Origin of the sequence: Streptomyces sp. NPDC057617 (assembly GCF_042800555.1) — a bacterium.
Lineage (GTDB): Bacteria > Actinomycetota > Actinomycetes > Streptomycetales > Streptomycetaceae > Streptomyces.
Genome location: NZ_JBHVGV010000014.1, coordinates 145791 through 168033, shown reverse-complemented (window position 1 = coordinate 168033; position 22243 = coordinate 145791). Strand labels below are relative to the sequence as shown.

General features: G+C 67.9%; 17 protein-coding genes and 2 pseudogenes. 9 read left to right on the top strand and 10 right to left on the bottom strand.

The window, feature by feature from the left end; genetic code table 11:
• Entirely contained in the window at window positions 1–303 is a 303-nt protein-coding gene (locus ACFU9P_RS29710) for a hypothetical protein (RefSeq protein WP_384086669.1), read from the bottom strand.
• 865 nt (window positions 304–1168) lie between these two features.
• Window positions 1169–1264: pseudogene (locus ACFU9P_RS29705) on the bottom strand (IS5/IS1182 family transposase); the annotation flags it as partial.
• A 488-nt stretch (window positions 1265–1752) separates the two neighbouring features.
• Here ACFU9P_RS29705 and ACFU9P_RS29700 point away from each other — a divergent pair.
• The 7 genes and pseudogenes from ACFU9P_RS29700 to ACFU9P_RS29670 form a co-directional block, all read left to right on the top strand.
• Window positions 1753–2964: a hypothetical protein gene (locus ACFU9P_RS29700; protein WP_384086666.1), complete on the top strand. Its 1212-nt coding sequence runs from the start codon at window positions 1753–1755 to the stop codon at window positions 2962–2964.
• Between the two features lie 86 nt (window positions 2965–3050).
• A complete protein-coding gene (locus ACFU9P_RS29695) occupies window positions 3051–3503 on the top strand; it encodes a hypothetical protein (protein ID WP_384086663.1) in 453 nt (150 codons plus the stop codon).
• Window positions 3500–4180, top strand: coding sequence for a hypothetical protein (locus tag ACFU9P_RS29690; protein ID WP_384086660.1), 681 nt, complete (start codon window positions 3500–3502; stop codon window positions 4178–4180). The genes ACFU9P_RS29695 and ACFU9P_RS29690 overlap by 4 nt, the downstream gene beginning before the upstream one ends.
• Window positions 4177–7272, top strand: coding sequence for a hypothetical protein (locus ACFU9P_RS29685; RefSeq protein WP_384086657.1), 3096 nt, complete (start codon window positions 4177–4179; stop codon window positions 7270–7272). Before ACFU9P_RS29690 ends, ACFU9P_RS29685 begins: the two co-directional genes overlap by 4 nt.
• A complete protein-coding gene (locus ACFU9P_RS29680) occupies window positions 7269–8639 on the top strand; it encodes a serine/threonine-protein kinase (RefSeq protein WP_384086654.1) in 1371 nt (456 codons plus the stop codon). Before ACFU9P_RS29685 ends, ACFU9P_RS29680 begins: the two co-directional genes overlap by 4 nt.
• 72 nt (window positions 8640–8711) lie before the next feature.
• Window positions 8712–9746 (top strand): hypothetical protein, encoded by a 1035-nt coding sequence (locus ACFU9P_RS29675; RefSeq protein WP_384086651.1) that lies wholly within the window; start codon window positions 8712–8714, stop codon window positions 9744–9746.
• Between the two features lie 83 nt (window positions 9747–9829).
• Window positions 9830–10003 (top strand): annotated as a pseudogene (locus ACFU9P_RS29670) (IS5/IS1182 family transposase); the annotation flags it as partial.
• A gap of 357 nt (window positions 10004–10360) precedes the next feature.
• Here the strand turns inward: ACFU9P_RS29670 and ACFU9P_RS29665 are convergent.
• The 3 genes from ACFU9P_RS29665 to ACFU9P_RS29655 form a co-directional block, all read right to left on the bottom strand.
• Window positions 10361–11158: a DUF5677 domain-containing protein gene (locus ACFU9P_RS29665; RefSeq protein WP_384086648.1), complete on the bottom strand. Its 798-nt coding sequence runs from the start codon at window positions 11156–11158 to the stop codon at window positions 10361–10363.
• A gap of 363 nt (window positions 11159–11521) precedes the next feature.
• Window positions 11522–12850, bottom strand: a complete 1329-nt coding sequence (locus ACFU9P_RS29660) for a class I SAM-dependent RNA methyltransferase (RefSeq protein ID WP_384086645.1) — start codon at window positions 12848–12850, stop codon at window positions 11522–11524.
• Between the two features lie 130 nt (window positions 12851–12980).
• Window positions 12981–15143: an APC family permease gene (locus tag ACFU9P_RS29655; protein ID WP_384086642.1), complete on the bottom strand. Its 2163-nt coding sequence runs from the start codon at window positions 15141–15143 to the stop codon at window positions 12981–12983.
• Window positions 15144–15473: 330 nt separating this feature from the next.
• On the opposite strand from ACFU9P_RS29655, the gene ACFU9P_RS29650 reads away from it, so the two are divergent.
• Window positions 15474–16142 (top strand): TrkA family potassium uptake protein, encoded by a 669-nt coding sequence (locus ACFU9P_RS29650; protein WP_046494400.1) that lies wholly within the window; start codon window positions 15474–15476, stop codon window positions 16140–16142.
• Window positions 16142–16819 carry a TrkA family potassium uptake protein gene (locus ACFU9P_RS29645; RefSeq protein WP_066953540.1) on the top strand — a complete coding sequence of 226 codons (678 nt, stop codon included), beginning with the start codon at window positions 16142–16144 and terminating at the stop codon, window positions 16817–16819. Before ACFU9P_RS29650 ends, ACFU9P_RS29645 begins: the two co-directional genes overlap by 1 nt.
• 148 nt (window positions 16820–16967) lie before the next feature.
• On the opposite strand, the gene ACFU9P_RS29640 is transcribed toward ACFU9P_RS29645, so the two are convergent.
• The 5 genes from ACFU9P_RS29640 to ACFU9P_RS29620 all read right to left on the bottom strand — a co-directional run bounded on the left by ACFU9P_RS29640 (window position 16968) and on the right by ACFU9P_RS29620 (window position 22242).
• A complete protein-coding gene (locus ACFU9P_RS29640) occupies window positions 16968–17777 on the bottom strand; it encodes a DUF3159 domain-containing protein (RefSeq protein ID WP_384086638.1) in 810 nt (269 codons plus the stop codon).
• Between the two features lie 3 nt (window positions 17778–17780).
• Window positions 17781–18167, bottom strand: coding sequence for an OB-fold nucleic acid binding domain-containing protein (locus ACFU9P_RS29635; RefSeq protein ID WP_217306239.1), 387 nt, complete (start codon window positions 18165–18167; stop codon window positions 17781–17783).
• A gap of 54 nt (window positions 18168–18221) precedes the next feature.
• A complete protein-coding gene (locus ACFU9P_RS29630) occupies window positions 18222–18911 on the bottom strand; it encodes a response regulator (RefSeq protein ID WP_046494406.1) in 690 nt (229 codons plus the stop codon).
• A 26-nt stretch (window positions 18912–18937) separates the two neighbouring features.
• Window positions 18938–21484: an ATP-binding protein gene (locus ACFU9P_RS29625; protein WP_376379608.1), complete on the bottom strand. Its 2547-nt coding sequence runs from the start codon at window positions 21482–21484 to the stop codon at window positions 18938–18940.
• Between the two features lie 95 nt (window positions 21485–21579).
• Window positions 21580–22242: a potassium-transporting ATPase subunit C gene (locus tag ACFU9P_RS29620; protein ID WP_384086633.1), complete on the bottom strand. Its 663-nt coding sequence runs from the start codon at window positions 22240–22242 to the stop codon at window positions 21580–21582.
• Between the last annotated feature and the right edge of the window lies 1 nt (window position 22243).

Genomic DNA, 22243 nt, shown 5'->3' with positions numbered 1-22243 from the left:
TTACGAACAGCCAAGACTGCCAGGCCGAGAAGGAAGGGCTCGCCATTGGATGACGGTGAGCCAGTCGTGGTCGGCGATGTAGCGGCGCATCCCGGCGGTGATGTAGGTGTTGAGGTTGCCCCAGACCAGCACAATCGGGCGGCCTAGCTGCTGGCGGACGGTCCGGATCAGGGCGGCCACCCCTTGCTCGGTGTAGCTCTTGTGGAAGCGGCGCCCGAACAGCGTCCTGATCCGCGACAGGGTCCACGTCTGGTCCGGCCGCCCACGTGCCACCGGCCCCTTGGCCGGCTCACGCTCCAGCACGGTGAACAGTTCATCGCTGAGCAGCGGCAGCGATGCCGGGCCTTTCGAAGGCCAGGGCTCTCGGCCCGTCCTGCGACCAAGCCTTGCGCATGCTCTCGGTGACCTTCGACTTCCTGCCGTCCAGGCGGGCCTGGCCGCGGAAGGCGAGGCCGCGGCGTTCGCGGTTGCGCAGGTCCGCGATGAAGCGGTGGGCGTGTTCGCCGCGCAGCTCGGTGGGGTCGTGGCCGCCTCCGGACGCCTCCGCCTCCAGAAACGCGGACAGTTCGGCGCCGGCGCGGCGCACGAAGTCCACCGGCTGGGCGCTGCGCGGGCACGAGGGCGAGCGCAGCACGTCAGTGATGTGGTCCCACAAAAAGTCGCGCAGCCACCGCTGGGAGATGCAGGTCAGGTCGATGTAGCTGGAGCGGTGGGGGAAGCGCACCCCGAAGTGCTCGGTCTCGATGTAGCCCGCGTTGCGGGTGTCGGAGGGGGTGAAGTAGATCTTCCGCAGGGCCTGTTGCATCTCCTGGACCATGCGCTGGTGGTAGGCGCATCGGAAGACGGACGGGTCCAGGCCGGCCAGCGACGCCACGTCGTGGCGCTGGCACTCGTCCGCGAGGGACTGCATCCACGTCAGGTGCCACACGGTGATGGGTTGCAGGCCGTGGGCATACATGCCCCACTGGAACTCGGCCCGCAGCAAGGACCGCAGTCCCCGCAGGTTGACCTGCCCGGTGCGGTGCACCGGCAGCTGTGCGCGGCACCAGGCGCGGAAGGCAAGCTGGTCCTCGCAGGTCACCGAGACGGGGCGATCGTGCCGCTCGTAGGTGGCGTAGAAGTTCTTCGGCGGCCGGGCCCCGCCCGGTCGATAGCTGTCAGGTAGGCGTGTCCCGTGCCGACACAGGCACTCCGGGCCGATCAGCGCACGCTGGCGCGGTGAGAGCTTGCAGCGACGGCCACCCTCACGAGTGACGATCAGCATGGTGACCCACTCGACCAGGGCATGCAGCAGGTCGAGCGCGGCAGAATCTTGGCCAACACGTCTTCTGTGCCTGCGGGTTGAGACTTCGGGCACCTCCGCCAACGACACGGTAGCCTCGTGCGTTGCGGCATCGAGCCCGTCACCCTACCAGTGGCCACACTGATAGAAGTCCGCACTTCCACTCTGGTATCGAGCGCAGCCCCTGACGCCGCCTGACCAACGGGTCGCGCCTGGATTGAGCATCACGGCCTCGACGCTGACCGCGCTCCTGGGGCATGACCGTGATCGCAATCTACCCGCGAGCTTCCTATCAGATCAGCTACCCTACGTGCTGAGGGTGGGACTGGGGGCGACGGGATCAGTCTGGTGCGGCCAGCTTCTCATGTACGACTACCTCCCGTCGAATGCATCAGAGTCACACCTCACCCAGGCAAACCGCAGCCTGAACGCCAACCCCAGAGAGTCAGGAAACAACCAGGAGCGGTTCAGTGGTGGACGAACAGTTTGGACTGGATACAGTGGCAGCCGAGCAGGCCGTCGCTTCTGTGTTCGAGCAGATTGTCGCCGTCCTTGCGCGCCGGGCGGACGCGGCGATCGATGACGCGGCCCTCTTCCGACTGGCGAACACGCTGTTTGCTGCGTTTGCCCGCGCGGGCGAGGACGGACTGACAGCGGAGCAGATCAGGGCGGCATGCGCCGCATTCCCGGACGAGGTGATCGACAATCGCCTGAGCGTCCTGAAGAAGCTCGGCGCGATCCAGCCCGCGTTTGATAAGCCTTACCAGCGCGAGTTCCGGGCCTCGTTCACCAGCTACGTGTCAATGTTGTTCGTCCAGCGGATGCTGGCCCGCGGGGGTCAGTCTGAATTGCACCATCTTCTGACGATGGAGAAGATCAGGCTGGAGGGCGGGCAGGGTACAGCCGAGGAAGCCCTCGAGGTAGTCGTAGGAGTAACCACGGCGCTTCGGCTCCTCGTCGCCGAGCTCGTGGCGCTGACCGTCGGCGGCACCGTGGAGGCGCTGCGGGAGCGCGCTCCGCTGCTCTGGAACGCGAAGTCGCTCATTGACCAGGCGTCTGCGGTACATGAGATCTTGCTGACGTTCTGGCCGGAACTCAGCCGCAAGTGTGGGGAGCTGCGATCGGCGATCGCCGCCTACGAAGATGCTTCGACAAACGCGTCGGCACGCCTGATGACCGCAGCGGGGACCACGAGGGCGCTGAACCTGCTACCGCCTGAGATGTGGAGGCGCTTCGCGCGGCGGGCAACGGTGGATGAGCTCGCGGCGGTCCTGGCTGATCAAGTCTTCGACGCGCCTGCCCCGTGGCACGATATCGCCGACCTGGCGGAGGCCGTCGCCAGCAGGCCGCAGCCGACCGGCAGCCGTTCCACGCCGCCGCGTTCCCGGGTTCCCGATGGCGATGAGCCGCCCTCCCAGGAACGCTCAGACACTGAGGCCGAGCGACTGGTGGGAGTCGCCGAAGAGGTACTGAGCGGCGGGGACTCTGTTGCGGTCGAGCAATTGCTTTCGGGCATGGACTGGGTGACGGCGCGCCGCGTGCTCGCCGACCTAGTCGCCGCGAGTAACAACGACCAGCTCGGCTACCGGCTGGCATGGTCTGGTCCGGTCCAGGTACAGGCGGGCAGCGTGCCGTCCTGGCTTACCCCTGGCGTGTTCGAGCGAGAGCGGGGGCCCGCGTGAGTAGTACCGAGGCGGCGCTGTGGTGGGCGAGGGCTCGAGCCGAAGGTCCGCTGCGCGTACCGTCAGCGACCAGAATCCCTACAGGCATGCTGCGACTAGTAGAGCGGGATAGTGAGCACTGCTGGCTGCTGCCCCGCCCGCCCGACGACGTGACGCCAGCTGTGCTGCGCGAGCTGCGGATGCAGGTGCTCCCAGTGGAGTTTCCGAACGAGACCAGCCGGGTCTTGGCCGCGGCGCTGCGCTGCTGCTGGCCCGATGTCCAAACAAGCCCGTGGCCAGGGCAGCCGACGACGACGCGCGAGGTGCTGGATGTAGTGGACCAGCTCATTCCCGGACGCGGGGAAGAGGTGCTGCACCGCCTCGGAACGGGGGCGCTCCGACGCCTGCATACCAGCCGGTGGCTGGACATCGATGCCGAGGCTCAGAGGGTCTGCCTCGGCCCCCGGGTGGCTACCTGGCCGGAGCAGGACCTCCCGGCGCTGCGGGAGCTGCGCCGGGCACTGCCACTGCCGCGACCCGACCGTGAGCTGGACCAATGAGCGGCTTGTTCGATGATCTGCTCCAGCCACTGGGCGACAAGCAGCGCGACGCGCTGGTCTCGGCCTGGGCCGCACTGGAATACGGTAGCGAACCCGCCAGCGAGGCCGCGCTGCCGGCACTTCGGGACGCGACGCTACGTCACCTGCTTGACCAGATGCTGCAAAGGACCGGCCGCACGCTCGTCCACGCGGGCGCCCACCTGTGGACGTCGGGGTACCGGGACGACATAACCGCGGAACTCGCGGCGAAGGGCTGGGGGATATTAGCACCTCTGGAACGGGCTGCTCTGATATTGGTGCTGATCCACTCGGTCGCGATCCCCCGAGCAGAGGGGCAGCTGATCGGGGATGAATGGCAGTCGCCCCATCCGACCACACCGACCCGCCTGCGGAAGCTTTCGCAGGTTCACGGGCAGCGACGCTTGTCCGATGCCTTGCAGTGGCTGCGCGCAGCCGGGTTGGTCCGCGCAGTGCGCGGCTCCGATCCCGAGACCGCCGGCGCCTCGTACGTCCCTGGGCCGGCGCTGCGTCGGCTCACTCCCGCGGCGCGCCAGCGCCTGCAAGAGAACCTAATCCTGGCCGTAGGCCCGGATACCGCGCTCGCAACAGCGATCACGGTCCGCCGGAGCTTGAGCCGCCCCCAGGAAGTGACATTTTCCCCAAGGAGCGGTTCATGAGCGACAGCACACCGCAAGAAGAGGACATCGTCGGTGACCGTGTCCTTGTCGGCCTGCAGAGCGTGCGAGTCTCCCGGCTGTCCACGCACCCCATCCCGATTGCCGCTGGCACTCTCATCGCCGTGGCCGGGCAGGGGCCGAAGGACTCCAATGGGGCGGGGAAGTCGTCGCTGCTGGCCCAGATCAGCTTGCTGCATGCTGATGAGCAGTGGCGATTCGGCTCCGGTGCGCCCGCCGCAGTCGACCTGCTGTTTAACTCAGAGGACGCTGGCGGTGAAGACCGTTGGGGTAACGCCGACCATGGGTACGTCATCGGCGTGTTCGCTCCCGCCGCCGGGACCCTTGATCAGCTTCAGGCCAGGGCTCTGACCGTGTGGATCCGGATCGACCGCAACAGCCAAAAGGGGCCCCGACTGAAGCTGCGCTGGCAGGACGGGCTGCATCTACCCGCCGGGGGCAGCGAGGACGAACGGGAACAGGCCGCTGACTCGGTTTGGCAGGACCTGCTCCCGCGGGCTAGGCGGCAGGACATAGCGGCCCGTGATCTTCCGCGCACCCTCTACGGGGAGCACGTGCGATGCGTGTCGTTTTTGTCGACATCGGTGCGGGCCAGCGCTGCCCCCAACCTGCTCGCCCAACCGCTGAACGAGATCTCCAAGCGGCGGATCTTCGAGGCGATTGCTGCGCTCACCGGCATCGACCGCGAGCTGGAGACGGAACGCCAGGCACGCCACCACGAGTACGACCTTCTCCAGAAGTCCAACGCCGTCAAGTCCGACCTTGCCACCTGGGAGGAAAGCGCCCAGGTCGTCGAGGGTGGTATCGACGCCCGGGACCAGGCACGCGGACGTGTCACGGAAGCAGCCGATCGCTGGCGGTCGCGCACGGCACGCCTGCTGTGCGAAGCCCTCCAGCGCAGCGCCGAAATCCAGGTCGAGGTTGCTGGGATCGATACCGAGATCGAGAAGGCCAGTCGCACAGTGCAAGAGCTGGTCAGACAGGTGGCGGAGCTGGCCGATGACAAGGCGTTCACACAACGTCAGCAGGCCGCGATGAGTACTTTCAACAAACGCGACGGCGAAGACCGCGAGCTGGGCAATCAAATTGCAACGCTGGAACACCGGATCGAGGAGACCGATCGTCGCCTGCGCGAGGCCAGGGAAGCGGCCCGTGACGCTGACGGCCGTGACGAGCCAACCGCCAATCGGGAACGCGCCGACGCGGACACTAACCTGGAAGTGGCGGTCAAGGCAGTCGGAGTGGCGGAGAAGGCGTTCTCCGACGCCGAAGCAAGCCTGCATGACGCGGAAAGCGGCAGGGACCTGGCCCGGCAGCAGATCGATGTCCTCGCAGCCGAGGGAATCAGCGGCATCTGCCTGCTCGACGCAGTTGTCCTCAGCGCCCAACAGAGGCCAAAGTGGGAGCCCGCGCTCTGGCCGTACCGTGAGGCGGCTGTCGTGGACTCCGAAGATCTCGACAGGGCCAGCGTACGTTTGGCGGGTATACCCGGTTCGACCCTGATCGCCGCCAATCTCACCACCAGTGCGGGGCACGTCGGTCTCCCGGGCAATGCCAACCCGCAGTACGACCTGAGCGGCTTCCTCGCGTCCCTTGACGCGCGAGTCACTTCCCGCCCCAACCCTGACCGGGTCCACGACGACGCGGGCATCGTGATCATCGGCGGGTTTCCCAGCCCCGTGACTGGTCGTGCCGCCCGCATTGCCGCCGCTCGGGAGCGCGTTCGCCAGGAGTCCGAAAGCCGCCAGCAGGCTGAGAAAAGGTGGAAGGCTGCCAGCCAGCAGGTAACCGCCGCTGAGCGTCGGCAGAAGGGCGCGAGGGCCGCAGTCGAGGCAAGCCAACTGGACGTGCTGATTGGCAGCCTGCGGAAGAGGGATCAGACCATCCGGGAGGAGCGCGCGAAACTTACTCCGATGCTCGACGCTGCAGTCGCCGAGCGGAACGAGGTGATTCGCCTGGAGGGTGTCCGCCAGAAGGAGATCCAGTCTCTGCAGCATCAGAAGACCACCCTCGACGGCACAAACAAGGCTCAACGAGCGAAGCGCGAGAACCTTGAGAAGGAACGATCGCAGCTCGGCCTTCCGGAACTGACTGCCCAATGGGGTGGCGCCCTCGACTCTGCCAGCGAGCACCTGCTCGCTCTGCCGGACAACCAGCAGTCCTGGACGGCCGACGACTGGTGGGAGGAAGCCAGGCACCTGATCAATACTGCGATATCCGAGTGCTTCCCTCCCGCCGCCTCTGACAGCATGCCGACGGAGATCACTGGCCTGCTGGGAGAGTTCCGCCAGCGCGGACCCGGCAGCGGCCGACGGGCACAGGCCGTCTTCGCCCAGTTGCACCACGCTCTCCATGTCTACCTCCGCCAGCACGAAGGCACCGACCAGTACGAGCGCCAGCAGATCGCCATTCATCGCAAAGAACGCTACGAGAGCCTCAACGCCGCGCGGATCGGCCACAGTGAGGCGGTCCAGGCCAGCCGAGCACACCGAGGAGCACTCACCTCCGCCATCAAGAAGAAGCTGGACGACGTCGCAGCCGAGTTCGACCGGCTAGATAAGGCCCACGGCGGGTACGGGGCCTCACTCCAGTACGACGAACCTCCGCCGCCGGCCGACCCCACCGAGGACTGGAATTGGAATGTCACGCCGATGTGGCGACGCGCCGACGGGCGGCGGCACATCCCCTACAACCGGCGGGCCAACACTGCACAGATCGATGATCGGGCGATCAAGCTCGTGTGCGCCGCCGCAGCCGCGAGCGGCACAGGTCGTCCACTACTACTCGTTCTCGACGAGCTCGGCCGCAACCTCGGCAAGCAGCACCGCCGCGAAGCGGTCGCCCTGCTCGGGCAGATCGGCAGGGAGAGCGGTATCACCGTCATCGGGGCACTGCAGGACGACATGGAATCCTATGCCATAGGCGCCTGCGGCGAGTACGTCAAGCTGCGCCGCAGCTCTGACTCCAGCCCGTACAACGAGGAGCCCGTCATTGTCGGCTATGACGAGCACACCCCGCGTGTCGAACTGCTCCGTGCCTGGCTGACCGGCAACGGGTACCGTGAGCCGGCATGACCGACCGCTCCCGCCCGCGCGGCTTCGCGATGCGCCACCTCAGCGTCTACCCGGGCTTGACCACGTACGCCGTCCCTCTGCCCGACGGCAACTACAGCACCGACCGCAAGGGGAATCCGAAGGTCACGCGCGTCACTCTGGAGCCGGAAGGCTTTCCGACACCGCACCGCCCGCCCGGCCTGACCGACAGTCAGTGGGCCTTCGCCACCAACGGCCCCCGCAGGTGGCAATCGGCCGTGACCACATTCGGTGACCATGCCGAGGGCATAGCCACCGAGCTTGCGCGCAACGGGTGCATCGTCCTCGAATGTGACTTCCGCGACGCCCGCGTGGTCCTGCCACCCCGTGGCTGGGCTCCGCATCCTGATCTGCAGGCGGCCCGGCAAGAGCACAGCAACCAGCGCGCCGCCCGACGAGCTGCTCAAGGTGACGAGGCACGCCGTCTTACCATCGAGCTCGCTCCCTATCCCGAGGTCAGGCCACTGGTGGCCATCCTCGGAGCACAACGGGACGGGGCCTTCCGTGACCACGTCATCAAGGTCGCCCAAGACTTTCTCACTGACGAGACTATGAAGGGCGCAGGCGAGGTCGCGCCGTGGGCCGCTGTGCGGTGGCTCAAGCGTGGAGCGAAATCGGACTACGAAAGGGATCAGGAGCCGCTTGCGGAGGGCGGCCAGGGAGCGGTCTACGGAGGCGTGCACAAGTACACCCGCATCCCCGTCGCTCTGAAGCAGCTCCGCTACGGCGATGAGGACTCTGTACACCGCATGGGCCGCGAGATCTCCATCGGGCACCTCTACGGAGAGCACCCGAACGTCATGCCGGTGCTTGACTCTGACCCGGACGGGCGGTGGTTCGTCATGCCGCTCGCGAGCGGTAGCGCCGCCAGCCACGCAGAACGGCTGCGGCGGGAGACCGGAGCTCTCCGTGGGCTCGTCACTGCGGTTTGTGAAGGACTGCGCCGCCCGCACGCCGACGACCGGATTCACCGCGACATCAAGCCAGCAAACGTCCTGCTCCTCAACGGCAAGTGGGTCGTAGCGGACTGGGGGCTGGGGCGCCAGCCACGAGGGGAGACTAGCGTTCCGCGCCGAACTCGGACCGGCACCGGCTTCGGGTCCGAGGGATTCGCGGCACCGGAGCTGACGTCCGGAAACCCCCATAACGTGGCGGCCACTGCCGACATTTACAGCATCGGGCGGCTTATCGCAGCCATTCTGACCGGGGAGCGTCCGGAGCAGAACCTCCCGCTGCTGCCCGCACTCGGACCATGGCGCGCCGTAGTAGCGGAGGCAACCCGCCGCAAACCGACCGACCGACCCCAGGACGTGGACGAGTTCCTCCGTCTACTCATAGACATCCCGTGACCGTTGCCACGCCGTCCCAGCGTTGCCAGGCACTGAGTCTGGTCCGCCCCAGCTAAAAGGATCATGTCGTCGATGACGCGCATCTCGCTAGAGCCGTACTTCCTGCACCAGGACCAGGTCCAGTCCCTCCTCGGCGAGCAGCGGACGGAGTCCGCACAGGCGCGGGCTGCCCGCAGGAGCGATCCCGAGGCAGCGTTGCCTTATGTGCTCGCCACAGAACTGGCCGATGCGCTCTCCTCGCTGGGAGTCAGCGAGCTGGCGAGGTGCGTACTGGGACAGGACCTACGCACGGGGCAGATCGTCGGCGCTGAGCTGGAATTTGTGTTCCAGCGGGACCGAGACCACGACGCCCCAGGTTTCAAGCCGGTCAGGTTCACGTCGGTGCTCGACGCGGGCAAGCCGGTGCACGTCACCGGCACATTCAACTCGGCAAGAACCGCCAGCTCGTCCGCGACCGGCAGTCTCGCCGGGAATCGGCGGGCCTACTTGATCGGAACGGTCACCAATCTCAGCGCAGCGCAAATTGAGATCAGGCCGGTCTTCATCGGAGTCAGGTCGTTCGTCGATGGCCACCTTGCTGCCGGGGGCCCAGCACCGGGAGCGCGGGTGTATCCCGGCGATATCGGCCAGTTCAGCGGGATCGACTTCGCTTCTCCCCTAACAGAGGCTGAGCGTGAAGCGGTCCTGAGCGTGCCGGAGGACGCGGTGAAACACGCCTTCGCCAGGCTGATCGGCGAGTCGTACGTTCCCAAGGACTGGGGTGGAGAGCGCTCCGATCTCTACACATCACGAGTGTTCGCCCGTGGGCACCAGATGTCAGCTGCGTGGCTGTTCAAGGGACCCGGTTACCCTCGCGCCATGGATATTAGGGCCCTGGGCAAGAACGGCGACCAAATCGACCGGCTGTTCACCGAGCCTGCGGAGCTACTCGTTCTGCAGCACTGTCATCAGATCAAGCCGAGCGTGGTTGGCATGATGGAAGTCTACGCCCACGACGCCCGGCGCCCCCGCTCCTACATGATCATCGACGGGTCGGACACCGGGCGCATACTGAGGTCGCTGGGCCTGCTCCCGGCAATGCCAGCAAGGCTGACTCTGTTCGAGTGACGGGCTCGATGTCTGCAACGCACGAGGCTCCCGTTCCGTTGGGAGAGAGTTCGCAATCTCAACCCACACGTGCAGAAGTCACGTTGGTTCCGAATTCTGCCGCACTCGACCTGCCGCACGCCTTGATCGAGTGGGTCACCACGCTCATCGTCACTCGCGAAGGTGACCGTCGCTGCAAGCTCCCACCGCACCAGCGTGCTCTGGTCAGCACGGCGTACTTGCGCTGGCACGACATCCTCGCCCAGCTCGCCGCCGGATCCAAACACGGCTTGCCCGGAGCCTCACGCACCATCTGCGCGACGCCCCAGGCACCGAAGTGGGCATAGTCCCAGAGCAGATTTGCCTGGCGGTACGGCGGCTGGTCGTACAGGGTCGCCATGCGACGCATCATGCCCGACGGCACTGACAAAAGGGGACAGCCAGGGCCCCGCGCCCGCAGCAGCGGGCCCTGCCGACCCATCCGCGGAGGGGTCGGCAGTCACTGTTCTACAGCCATGCGGTGTACCGCCAACCGGATGCGCGGTCGGCATCCCGGCCCGGAGCATATGAAGTACGCGGAGGTAATTGGCGCCGCCGGCTTGAGATCCGCACCCCCTGCCGTCCGGACACTGTCCTCACTGTGGCGCTGTAGCGACGGGGGCAGCGCCTCGCTTCAGGTTGAGGATCTCCGCAGGAAGACCGAGATCGTTCATGGCCTTCTGAATGGTCTTCTTCATCGGGTTGCCTTCGATGAAGGGGCTGATCGCGTTCGCGGCCTGGAGGAGCGCAACCGGGACCCATAGTCGCTCGATGATCAGATCCGCATCCTGCGGCTCCGTCGCGAAATACAGGTTATCGCCCCTCGCAACGACGAACGGATTGGCCGTGTACGCGGTCGTGTGGGACAGGGCCGAGTGGTGCCGGTAGACCGGGTATATCTCCGGAGTCCCGTACGCCTTCGCGAGATTGTCGAAGTTCGACAGTTCGCCGAGCAACTGCTTGTGGAGCTTCTCGTCCGCCTCGTCCTTGAACTCGATTGGTGCTGCGTCGACGGTCACGGGGTCGGGAAGATTCCACGTCGCATTCACGTTGTTCGCCAACTTGACGCGGTGCACGTCGGAATACGCGCGGATCGCTCGGAGCGCCGGCCATCCGTTGTCGACCAGCCAGTTCATCGCGTACGCGTGACCGATTAGGTTCCTCATCAGAGGCGCGACTTCCACACTGAAACCATCGTCGTGGAGCCTTACGACGGCCTTCGCTGTGCGATTGGTGAACTGCCACCACCCCATGAGCATCGGCATCATTGGCATGTCGAGCACTGCGACGGTCACACCGTTCTCGACAACCTTGTCGGCTGCGGTCAGGAGCAGGGGGGTGATTACACGACAGCGCCTGAGACACTGCTCATTGGGTCCGAACTTGTAGGTCACGATCCCCGAATTTACTCGTAAACCGGCCTGCGGCCGACGGATTTCGGTTCCCGAGCATCACCGCCTTCGATTGCACTGCCCGACGGACATGGTCCATCGCATGCCAAACCGCCCCGACGGGGCTCTCGCCACACCGATCAAGACAAGCGTGCCGGCCGCCCTACGCAAGCAGCCCGTGCCAGCGGTCGTCGTGTTCGACCGATACGACGGCAGGACCGGCCGCACAGGGCCTGGCCTACCCGACAGGTCACCTGACACTCCATCAGAACGAGCGTCAAATGAGCGTCACGAGCGTCATTTCAGCGTCGAGATATCGCCCGTAACGCCCACACCGCACATAATGCGCACGGACGAAACCGCAGGTCAGGCGCCCTTCCCCGCCGGCTCCAAAATCGCCACGCACTCCACATGATGCGTCATCGGAAAGAGGTCGAAAGCGCGCAAAGTACGAGGGCGGTAGCCCGATTCGTGGAAGTAGGACAGGTCTCGGGCCAGGGCCGCTGGGTCGCAGGCTACGTAGGCGATGCGGCGGGCGCCTAGGCGGGAGAGGTGGGTGACGGTCTGTTTGCCGGCGCCCGCGCGGGGTGGGTCGAGGACGATCAGGTCCGCCTCGGTGATCCGGGTGCGCGGGAGGACCTGGTCGACCTTGCCCTGTTCGATACGGACGCGGGGGAAGTCCTGGAGGTTGTGCCGGGCGTCTTCCACCGCGCGCTTGCCGGACTCGATGCCCAGCACCGCGCCGGTCTCCCCCACCCGTTCCGCGATCGCCCCGGCGAACAGCCCGACACCGCAGTAGAGATCGAGCGCGGTCTCGCCCTTCCTCGGCATCAGCCCCTGCATCACGGCCTCGACGAGGAGCTGCGGGGCCTGCGGGTGCACCTGCCAGAAGCCGCCCATGCCGACGCGGTACGTACGGCCGTCGGCCCGCTCGCGGACGAAGTCGCGGCCGTGCACCCGGTGCACTCCCCCGTCGCGCTCCTCGACCCGCAGTACGGACACCGGCCGGTCCAGTTCGACCAGCGGCAGCCGGGCGCCCTCGCGCGGGGTGAGGATCACCTGCCGGTCGCCGGAGCCCGACGCGGCGATCGCCTCGACCGTGGCGATCCCCGGCCATTCGCGTCGCTCGACGCCGAGTTCGCTGACGCCCTCAGTGGCGATCAGGCAGTGCTCGACCGGCTCCACCTCGTGCGAGCGGTGCCGTCGGAGCCCGGCGCGCCCCTGCTCGTCGACCGCGTACTGCACTCGGGAGCGCCACGCGGGCACCTCACCCGTCGGCAGTTTGTCGCCGGGCGCGGGCACGACCGTACCGTCCCAGCCCGCTTCCTCCGGGGTGAGGCCCGCGAGCCGGTGGAGCTGCTCGGCGATGACCTCGCCCTTGAAGCGCCGCTGCGCGCCCGGCTTGGCGTGCTGCCAGTCGCAGCCGCCGCAGCGGCCGGGACCGGCGTACGGGCACGGCGCCTCGACCCGGTCCTTGGAGGCGTCGATGATCTCCACCGCGTCGGCGCGGAGATAGCGGGAGTCCGGGCCGCCCTCCGTCACCCGGGCACGGACCCGCTCGCCGGGCAGGGCGTGCCGTACGAAGAGCACCCGCCCCTCTTCGGTACGGGCGACGCAGTGGCCGCCGTGTGCGACGGGGCCGACCTCGACCTCGTACTCCTCCCCGACCAGCGAAGCCTGCGGTTCTGTGTGCATGACGGGGTGGCTCCAAAGGATCAAGGTGTCAAAGGTTCAAGGTGTCAAAGGTTTACGGGTACGCGCGTCAAGAGGCACGTCGGAACGCCAGCCCACCAGTCTACGTGGGTGTCAGGGCCGCGCCGACCGCTCAGCGCTTCGTCCCGCTCCCAGTCCCGGACGTGCCAGTCCCGGACGCGGAGCCACTGCCCGAGCCGGTGCCGGACCCCGAGCTCTTACCGGGCGCCTTCGACCTCGTACCCGTACCGGCACCGCCACCCGCGTCCCCCGGCCGCGCGTCCACAGGTCCCCGCCGGACCGCGCCCGGCGCCACGTACACGCGCCGCTTCTTCGCCCGCTGCTTCGCCAGTTCCGAGGATTCGAGCTGGTACGGCACCGAGGTCACCATGACCCCCGGCGTGAAGAGCAGCCGCCCCTTGAGCCGCAGCGCGCTCTGGTTGTGCAGCAGGTGCTCGTACCACCGGCCGACCACGTACTCCGGGATGTAGACGCTGATCGCGTCGCGCGGATTCTCGGTCCGCAGGCCGCGTACATACTCGATGACCGGCCGGGTGATCTCGCGGTACGGCGAATCGAGGATCTTCAGCGGCACATTGATACCGCGCCGCTCCCACTCGTCCTTGAGCGCCTTCGTCTCGGCCGGATCGACGCTGATGCTCAGCGCCTCCAGCGTGTCCGAGCGCATCAGCTTGGCGTACGCGAGCGCGCGCAGCGTGGGCTTGTGGACCTTGGAGACCAGCACGATGGAGTGCACCCGGGACGGCCGGACACTGTCGTCGGAGGGGCCCTCGGCGGCGGCGATCTCGTCGGAGACCCGGTCGTAGTGCTTACGGATCGCGGTCATCGTCCCGTAGAAGATCACCATGCCGAGCAGCGCGACCCAGGCGCCGTGCGTGAACTTGGTGGCGAGGACGACGATCAGCACCAGACCCGTGAAGAACGCGCCGAAGGTGTTGATCGCGCGGGAGCGGATCATGTGGCGGCGCTTGGCCGCGTTCCGCTCGGTCTTGAGATGGCGGTTCCAGTGCCGGACCATGCCGGTCTGGCTGAGCGTGAACGAGACGAAGACACCGACGATGTAGAGCTGGATCAGCCGCGTGGAGTCCGCGCCGTACAGCACCACCAGCAGGGCGGCGGCCCCGGCCAGCAGCACGATGCCGTTGGAGAAGGCCAGCCGGTCGCCGCGGGTGTGCAACTGCCGTGGCAGATAACGATCCTGGGCGAGGATCGAGCCGAGGAGCGGAAAGCCGTTGTACGCGGTGTTCGCGGCCAGGAACAGAACGAGCGCGGTGGCCGCGGCGAGCAGGACGAAGAAGAAGGTGCCGTCTCCGAAGACGGCGGCGGCGACCTGGGAGATCACCGGGTTCTGCACATAGTCCGAGCCGACCGGCACACCGTTGCGCAGCAGATCCGTCCCCGGGGACTCCGCCATCTTCACATCGGTTGCCATGGCCAGGCCGATGATGCCGCAGAACATGGTGACGGCGAGGCCGCCCATCAGGGCCAGCGTCGTCGCCGCGTTCCTGCTCTTCGGCTTGCGGAAGGCGGGCACGCCATTGCTGATCGCCTCGACGCCGGTCAGTGCGGCACAGCCGGAGGAGAAGGCCCGTAGCAGCAGGAAGACCAGCGCGAAGCCCGCCAGCCCCTGTTCCTCGGGCTTGATCTGGAAGCCGGCCGTCGGCGCCCTCATGGTGTCGCCGAAGGCGAGTCCGCGGACCGCCCCCCAGGCGATCATGATGAACACGGCGCCGACGAAGACATACGTCGGGATCGCGAAGAGCTTGCCGGACTCGCGGACGCCGCGCAGATTCATCAGCGTCAGCAGCACGATTATCGCAACGGCGCAGAGGACCTTGTTCTCCACGACGAAGGGGATCGCGGAGCCGAGGTTCTCCACCCCGGAGGAGATCGACACGGCCACGGTCAGCACATAGTCGACCAGCAGGGCGCTGGCGACGGTGAGCCCGGCCTTGGGGCCGAGGTTGGTGGTCGCCACCTCGTAGTCGCCGCCGCCGCTCGGGTACGCGTGCACGTTCTGCCGGTACGAGGCCACGACCGTGAACATCAGGACCACGACGGCCACCGCGATCCACGGGCTGAAGTGGTAGGCCGACACACCCGCGATGGACAGGACGAGGAGGACCTCTCCCGGCGCGTACGCCACCGAGGACAGCGGGTCGGAGGCGAAGACGGGCAGCGCGATGCGCTTGGGGAGGAGCGTTTCCCCAAGTCTGTCGCTACGGAGCGCCCGCCCGATGAGAATCCGTTTGGGCACGTCGGTCAGTTTGGACACGACAGGATGCTATGCGCTCGTACGGCGGCCCGTGAGGGCAGCACCCCCCTTCTTATTCCCGCTCCCCCCACTTCTTCGCGCGCTCTTCTCGCGCCCTTCTCCCACGGTGCGCCGGCCGGGTCCCCCGCGCTCCGCCACCGGGCCGGACCCGGCCTCTTGCCGAGCCGGGCCCCCACGTGGATGACTGGATTGTCACCCCTGCCGCATAAGCTCGACTCGGGGGATCGTCGTATACGGTGTCCCGCTGGATGCCCGGCAGGTCGAAAAGGAAGAGTGAACAGGGTGTTTTCGCAGGTCAGCAAGGCGACCAGGAGTGCGGGGTAAGTCCACGTGCACATCGTGATCATGGGCTGCGGCCGGGTGGGGGCCGCACTCGCGCAGACCCTGGAACAACAGGGGCACACCGTCGCCGTCATCGACCAGGACCCCACCGCGTTCCGCCGGCTCGGCTCGGGTTTCGGCGGCCGCCGCGTCAACGGGGTCGGGTTCGACCAGGACACCCTGCGCGAGGCCGGGATCGAGGAAGCCGGCGCCTTCGCCGCCGTGAGCAGCGGGGACAACTCGAACATCATCGCCGCGCGGGTCGCCCGTGAGATGTTCGGCATAGAGAATGTGGCCGCCCGGATCTATGACCCGCGGCGGGCCGAGGTCTATCAGCGCCTCGGCATCCCGACCGTGGCGACGGTCCGCTGGACCGCCGACCAGATGCTGCGACGGCTGCTGCCGTCGGGTGCGGAGCCGCTGTGGCGGGACCCGAGCGGCGGGGTGCAACTGGCCGAGGTGCATACGGCACCGAGCTGGATCGGCCACAAGATCAGCACGCTTCAGGAGGAGACCGGGGTGCGCGTCGCGTTCCTCACCCGGCTCGGCGAGGCCATGCTGCCGACGTCCCAGACCGTGCTTCAGGAGGGCGATCTCGTCCACGTGATGATGCGTACGGACGACATCGAGAAGGTCGAGGCGGCGTTCGCCGAGGGCCCGGACGGAGGCGGGAACTGATGCGGGTCGCGATTGCCGGGGCAGGCGCGGTGGGCCGTTCCATCGCGGGCGAGCTGCTGGAGAACGGACACGAGGTGCTGCTGATCGACAAGGCACCGACGGCGATCTCGGTGGAGCGGGTGCCGCTGGCCGAGTGGCTGCTGGCCGATGCCTGTGAGATCACCTCGCTGGACGAGGCGGCGCTGCAGCGCTGCAATGTCGTGATCGCCGCGACCGGCGACGACAAGGTCAATCTGGTCGTCTCGCTGCTCGCCAAGACGGAGTACGGCGTGCCGCGGGTGGTGGCCCGGGTCAACAACCCCAAGAACGAATGGCTGTTCAACGAGGCCTGGGGGGTCGATGTCGCGGTGTCCACACCACGGCTGATGTCGGCGCTGGTGGAGGAGGCGGTGAGCGTCGGCGATCTGGTGCGGCTGCTGCGCTTCAGCCATGGCGACGCCAACCTGGTCGAGCTGACGCTGCCGCCGGAGTCGGCGGTGACGGGCACGCTGGTGGGCGATGTGATCTGGCCCGAGGACACCTCGCTGGTGACGATCATCCGCGGTACGCGCGTACTGACGCCGAATCCGGAGGAGACGCTGGAGGCGGGCGACGAGCTGCTGTTCGTGGCGGCGCAGGCCCGTGAGGAGCAGTTGGAGGACCTGCTGTCGGTCCGCAGGGAGGACGCGGCGGGCTGAGGCCCCGGCCACACCCGGCGCACGTGCGTACGCGCGTAAGACAACGCCCGGCGTACGTCGCGTACAGGAAGGGCCCGGCACCTGAGAACGGTGCCGGGCCCTTGCCGGTCCTGAATGCCGGGGCTCAATGCCGGATCAGCGCTCGCGATCAGCGCTCGCGGCGGTGGCTGGTCGGGCCGTCCGGGGTGGTCACGGCCGCTGCCTTGCGGGCCCTCTTCGCCTCCTCCTCCGCCTCCATCTCGGCGAAGACATCGATCGGCGGCGGCGCCTTCGCCAGGAACACCCAGGTCAGATAGACCGCCAGCAGGAACGGCGGGATCTTCAGCGTGATCAGCACCCAGCCGAGCTGTGTCGTGTCGGCCCACCAGTAGAGCGGGAACAGGATCGCGCACTTGGCGAGCAGGATCAGCCCCCACGCCCAACTCGCCTTGGCGTACGCCTTCTTGCGGCCGGGATTGCGCTTCCGCCAGGAGAGGTTCTCCTTGAAGACCGGGCCCAGGATCAGCCCGATCAGCGGCACGCCCGCCAGCGTCGTGATGATGTACGCGAGCGCCAGCCCCAGCGTGTAGAGCATGCCCGGCAGATAGAAGTCCTTCGCGTTGCCGGTCATCATCGCGAAGACCACGCCGAAGGCCACCCCGAAGACCCCGCTGAACGCGTGCTTGACGGTGTCCCGGCGGATCAGCCGGACCACGACGAGCAGCAGCGAGACCACGAGCGCGGCGATCGCCGAGGTGTGCAGGTCCTGGTTGATGGTGAAGATCGTGACGAAGAGCAGGCCCGGCAGTACGGTCTCCACCATGCCGCGCAGGCCCCCGAAGGCCTCGAACAGCGCCGCCTCGGTGACGGCTTTCGCGTCACCGTCCGGGCTGTCCGGGCCGTCAGGACCTTCGGGTGAGGCACCGGAGACGGAGGCGCTGGAAACGTTCGAGGCGGCGGGCTTGTCGGGTGACGTCACCGGCTACTCCTGTCCGAGCGGTCGGAGTTCGTATTTGGGATTGAACAGCACCCGCCGGCCGTGGCTCAGGGAGATCCGGCCGGAGGCGATCAGTCTGCGGCCCGGCTCTATGCCCATGATGGAGCGCCGGCCCAGCCACACCACGTCCAGCGGCGCGGTGCCGTCGAACAGCTCCGCCTCCAGCGCGGGCACGCCGGCCCGCGGACGCAGGGTGACCGTCCGCAACGTACCAGTCACCCGGACGATCTGGCGGTCGTTGCAGTCGGAGATCTTCGTGCACCCCGACGCCTGCGCGTCCTCCCGCAGCTCCTCGGACTCCAGATCCTCCTGGGAGCTGGACAGCCGGTCGAGCATCCGGCGGAAGCGGCCGGTCGGCTTCTCAGCACTCATGGTTAGAGCGTACCGGGGCGAGGAGCCGCCGGATCCAGGGGCGCGGAATCCGGATCAGCGCTCGAAGCGGTAGCCCATGCCCGGCTCGGTGACGAAGTGCCTGGGGTGCGAGGGGTCCGTCTCCAGCTTCCGGCGGAGCTGGGCCATGTAGACCCGCAGGTAGTTGGTCTCCGTGCCGTACGAGGGCCCCCAGACCTCCTGGAGGAGCTGTTTCTGGCTGACCAGCCGCCCCGTGTTGCGTACGAGGACCTCCAGCAGGTGCCACTCGGTCGGGGTGAGCCGTACGTCCCTGCCCTCGCGGTGCACCTTCTTGGCGGCCAGGTCCACGGTGAAGCCCTCGGTCTCGACGACCGCGGTCAGGTCGTCGCCGTCCCCGCCGACCGGCTCGGCCCGCCGGACCGCGGCACGCAGCCGGGCCAGCAGCTCGTCCATGCCGAAGGGCTTGGTCACATAGTCGTCGGCGCCGGCGTCCAGCGCCTCGACCTTCTCGTCGGAGGTGTGGCGGGCGGAGAGCACCAGAATCGGGACGCGGGTCCAGCCGCGCAGCCCCTTGATGACCTCGACCCCGTCCATGTCCGGCAGCCCGAGGTCGAGCACGACGACGTCGGGGTGGCGCGCGGCGGCGAGTTCGAGCGCGCCCGCCCCGTCGGAGGCCGCGTCCACCTCGTACTTCCGCGCCCTGAGGTTGATCACCAGGGCGCGTACGATCTGCGGCTCGTCGTCGACCACGAGCACCCGCGTCATAGCGGTCCGCCTTTCTGCTGTCCCGGTCATGAGCTGATCCGGGCCGGTGGTTCGGGGCGGCGTACCGGGGCGATTCCGGCCGCCGCTGTGAGGGTGAGGACCATGGTCAGACCGCCGCCGGGGGTGTCCTCGGCGGTGAGGGTGCCGCCCATCGCGTCGACGAAGCCGCGCGCGACCGCGAGCCCGAGGCCGACCCCGGCGCCGCGCGGGGCGTCACCGTGGCGCTGGAAGGGCTCGAAGATCCGTTCCTTGGCGTCCTCGGGAACGCCGGGGCCGCGGTCGACGACCCGTACCTCGACCCGGCCCCCCAGCGCGCTGGCTGCGACGGTGACCTTCCGGGCGTCGGGACTGTACTTGACGGCGTTCTCGACGATATTGGCGACCGCGCGCTCCAGCAGGCCCGGGTCGACGGCCACCATCGGCAGCGACTCGGGGATGTCCAGCTCCACGCTGTCCTCCGGTACGCCGCCGAGCGCCATCGGAACCACCTCATCGAGATCGATCTCCCGGATCAGCGGGGTGACGGTGCCAGTCTGCAACCGGGACATGTCAAGGAGATTGCCGACGAGATGGTCGAGCCGGTCGGCGCCGTGCTCGATGCCTTCGAGCAGCTCCGCCCGGTCCTCCTCCGACCATTCGACATCGTCGGAGCGGAGCGAGGAGACCGATGCCTTGATCCCGGCCAGCGGGGTCCGCAGATCGTGGCTGACGGCCGCGAGCAGGGCCGTACGGATACGGTTCCCCTCGGCCAGTTCGCGGGCCTGCGCGGCCTCGCCCACCAGGCGCTGCCTGTCCAGTACGACGGCGGCCTGCGCGGCGAAGGCGGCGAGCACCCGGCGGTCCTCGGCGGGCAGGACCCGGCCGGAGAGCGCCAGCGCCATGTGGTCGCCGACCGGCATGTCGACATCGGCGGCCTCCGGACGGTCGACGGGCCGCGGTCCGACACTGCCCGCGCGGGTCCAGGGGTCGACATCGCTCTTGCGTTCGAGCAGGGCCACGGACTCCATGGAGAAGGTCTCCCTGACCCGCTCCAGCAGCGCGTCCAGCGTGGTCTCGCCGCGCAGCACACTGCCCGCGAGGAAGGACAGGATCTCGGACTCGGCTCTGAGCCGGGCCGCCTGATGGGTACGGCGTGCCGCCAGATCGACCACGGACGCCACCGCCACGGCCACCGCGAAGAAGATCACGATGGCGACCAGGTTCTTGGGGTCCGAGATGGTCAGGGTGTGGGTGGGCGGCGTGAAGTAGAAGTTGAGCAGCAGCGAGCCCACCGCGGCGGAGGCGAGCGCCGGCCGCAGCCCGCCCAGCAGCGCCGACATCACGGTCAGGAAGAGGAAGAGCAGGACATCGTTGGCGAGCCCCGGGGAGTTGCCCACCTTCGACAGCAGCAGCGAGAGCAGCACGGGCGCGACGACCCCGGCCAGCCAGCCCCAGATGATCCGGGAGCGGCCGAGCCTGGCGCCGCGCGCCACCGGCAGTCCGCGGCCCTTGGCGGCCTCCTCGTGCGTGACGATGTGCACGTCCAGATCGGGTCCTGACTCCCGGGCGACGGTGGCGCCGACGCCGGGCCCGAAGATGTACTGCCAGGTCTTGCGGCGGCTGGAGCCCAGCACGATCTGGGTGGCGTTGACCCCGCGCGCGAACTCCAGCAGTGCGGAGGGGACGTCGTCGCCGATGACATGGTGGAAGGTGCCGCCGAGATCCTCGACCAGGGTGCGCTGGACGGCCAGTTCCTTGGGCGAGGCGGCGGTGAGGCCGTCGCTGCGGGCTATGTAGACGGCGAGGATCTCGCTGCCGGAGCCCTTGGCGGCCATCCTGGCGGCGCGGCGGATGAGCGTACGCCCCTCCGGGCCGCCGGTGAGGCCGACGACGATGCGTTCGCGGGCCGACCAGGTGGTGCGGATGTTGTGCTCGCCCCGGTACTGCTGGAGGTACTCGTCGACCCGGTCGGCGACCCAGAGCAGGGCCAGTTCGCGCAGCGCGGTGAGGTTGCCCGGCCTGAAGTAGTGAGAGAGCGCGGCGTCCACCTTGTCGGGTTTGTAGACGTTGCCGTGCGCCAGCCGTCGGCGCAGGGCCTGGGGCGACATGTCGACCAGCTCGATCTGGTCGGCCCGCCGGACGATCTCGTCGGGGACGGTCTCCTGCTGCCGTACACCCGTTATGGATTCGACGACGTCACCGAGTGATTCCAGGTGCTGGATGTTGACGCTGGAGACGACCTCGATGCCCGCCTTGAGCAGTTCCTCGACGTCCTGCCAGCGCTTGGCGTTGCGCGAGCCCGGCACATTGGTGTGCGCCAGCTCGTCGACGAGGGCGACGGCCGGGCGGCGCTCCAGCACCGCGTCGACATCCATCTCGGTGAAGGTGGTGCCGCGGTACTCGATGGAGCGGCGGGGCACCTCTTCGAGGCCGTGCAGCATGACCTCCGTACGGGGGCGGTCGTGGTGCTCGACGAAGGCGACGACGCAGTCGGTGCCCCGCTCCACCCGGCGGTGCGCCTCGGAGAGCATCGCGTACGTCTTCCCGACGCCCGGTGCCGCGCCCAGATAGATACGAAGCTTGCCGCGTCCCATGGCCCCATTGTCTTCCAGAAGAGCCACCGCGTCCGACGCGGTGACGACCTTGGTCCCGGTACGGACATGTCCGTACCGGGACCGGAGTACGAAGGTCAGCCGACCAGCTCCTTGAGCGCGATGTTGAGCTGGAGGACATTGACGCGGGGCTCGCCCATGAAGCCGAGGGTCCGGTCCTGGGTGTGGTCGGCGACGAGCTTCTCCACCTCCTGGACGTCCAGGTTGTTCTTCTCGGCAACCCGGTGGACCTGGAGCCGGGCGTACGCCGGGGAGATGTCCGGGTCGAGTCCCGAGCCGGAGGAGGTGACCGCGTCCGGGGGCACGTCCTGGGGCCTGACCCGGTAACCGGGGGTTGAGTTGTCCTTCACCACGGCGGCCTTGGCGTCCTTGACCCACTTGATCAGATCCTCGTTGTCGCCGGAGCGGTTGGTGGCTCCGGAGAGTATGAGCTTGTACTGGGTGTTGACGCCGTTGGTGCCGAGACCGTTGGACGGACGGGGCTGGAACCACTTCAGGTCCGGCTCCGGGGTGTCCTGGCCGTCCTTGAGCGGCAGGTCGTACCGCTGCCCGATGAGCGAGGACCCGACCACCTTGCCGTTCGCGGTGACCTCGGAGCCGTTGGCCTTGCCGGGGAAGAGCCCCTGCGCGACACCGGTGACGGCGAGCGGGTAGAGGACGCCGCAGAGGACGGTCAGGACCAGCAGGGCGCGCAGCCCGGCGCCGAGCAGCCGTGCGGTGTTTCCTACGGAGTTGTTCATG

What these genes read in the sequence shown, in the direction of transcription:
- ACFU9P_RS29695 (WP_384086663.1), top strand. Translation starts at nt 3,051, where the DNA reads ATGCTGCGACTAGTAGAGCGGGATAGTGAGCACTGCTGGCTGCTGCCC.
- ACFU9P_RS29690 (WP_384086660.1), top strand. Translation starts at nt 3,500, where the DNA reads ATGAGCGGCTTGTTCGATGATCTGCTCCAGCCACTGGGCGACAAGCAG.
- ACFU9P_RS29685 (WP_384086657.1), top strand. Translation starts at nt 4,177, where the DNA reads ATGAGCGACAGCACACCGCAAGAAGAGGACATCGTCGGTGACCGTGTC.
- ACFU9P_RS29680 (WP_384086654.1), top strand. Translation starts at nt 7,269, where the DNA reads ATGACCGACCGCTCCCGCCCGCGCGGCTTCGCGATGCGCCACCTCAGC.
- ACFU9P_RS29675 (WP_384086651.1), top strand. Translation starts at nt 8,712, where the DNA reads ATGACGCGCATCTCGCTAGAGCCGTACTTCCTGCACCAGGACCAGGTC.
- ACFU9P_RS29660 (WP_384086645.1), bottom strand. Translation starts at nt 12,850, where the DNA reads ATGCACACAGAACCGCAGGCTTCGCTGGTCGGGGAGGAGTACGAGGTC.
- ACFU9P_RS29645 (WP_066953540.1), top strand. Translation starts at nt 16,142, where the DNA reads ATGCGGGTCGCGATTGCCGGGGCAGGCGCGGTGGGCCGTTCCATCGCG.
- ACFU9P_RS29635 (WP_217306239.1), bottom strand. Translation starts at nt 18,167, where the DNA reads ATGAGTGCTGAGAAGCCGACCGGCCGCTTCCGCCGGATGCTCGACCGG.
- ACFU9P_RS29630 (WP_046494406.1), bottom strand. Translation starts at nt 18,911, where the DNA reads ATGACGCGGGTGCTCGTGGTCGACGACGAGCCGCAGATCGTACGCGCC.
- ACFU9P_RS29625 (WP_376379608.1), bottom strand. Translation starts at nt 21,484, where the DNA reads ATGGGACGCGGCAAGCTTCGTATCTATCTGGGCGCGGCACCGGGCGTC.
- ACFU9P_RS29620 (WP_384086633.1), bottom strand. Translation starts at nt 22,242, where the DNA reads ATGAACAACTCCGTAGGAAACACCGCACGGCTGCTCGGCGCCGGGCTG.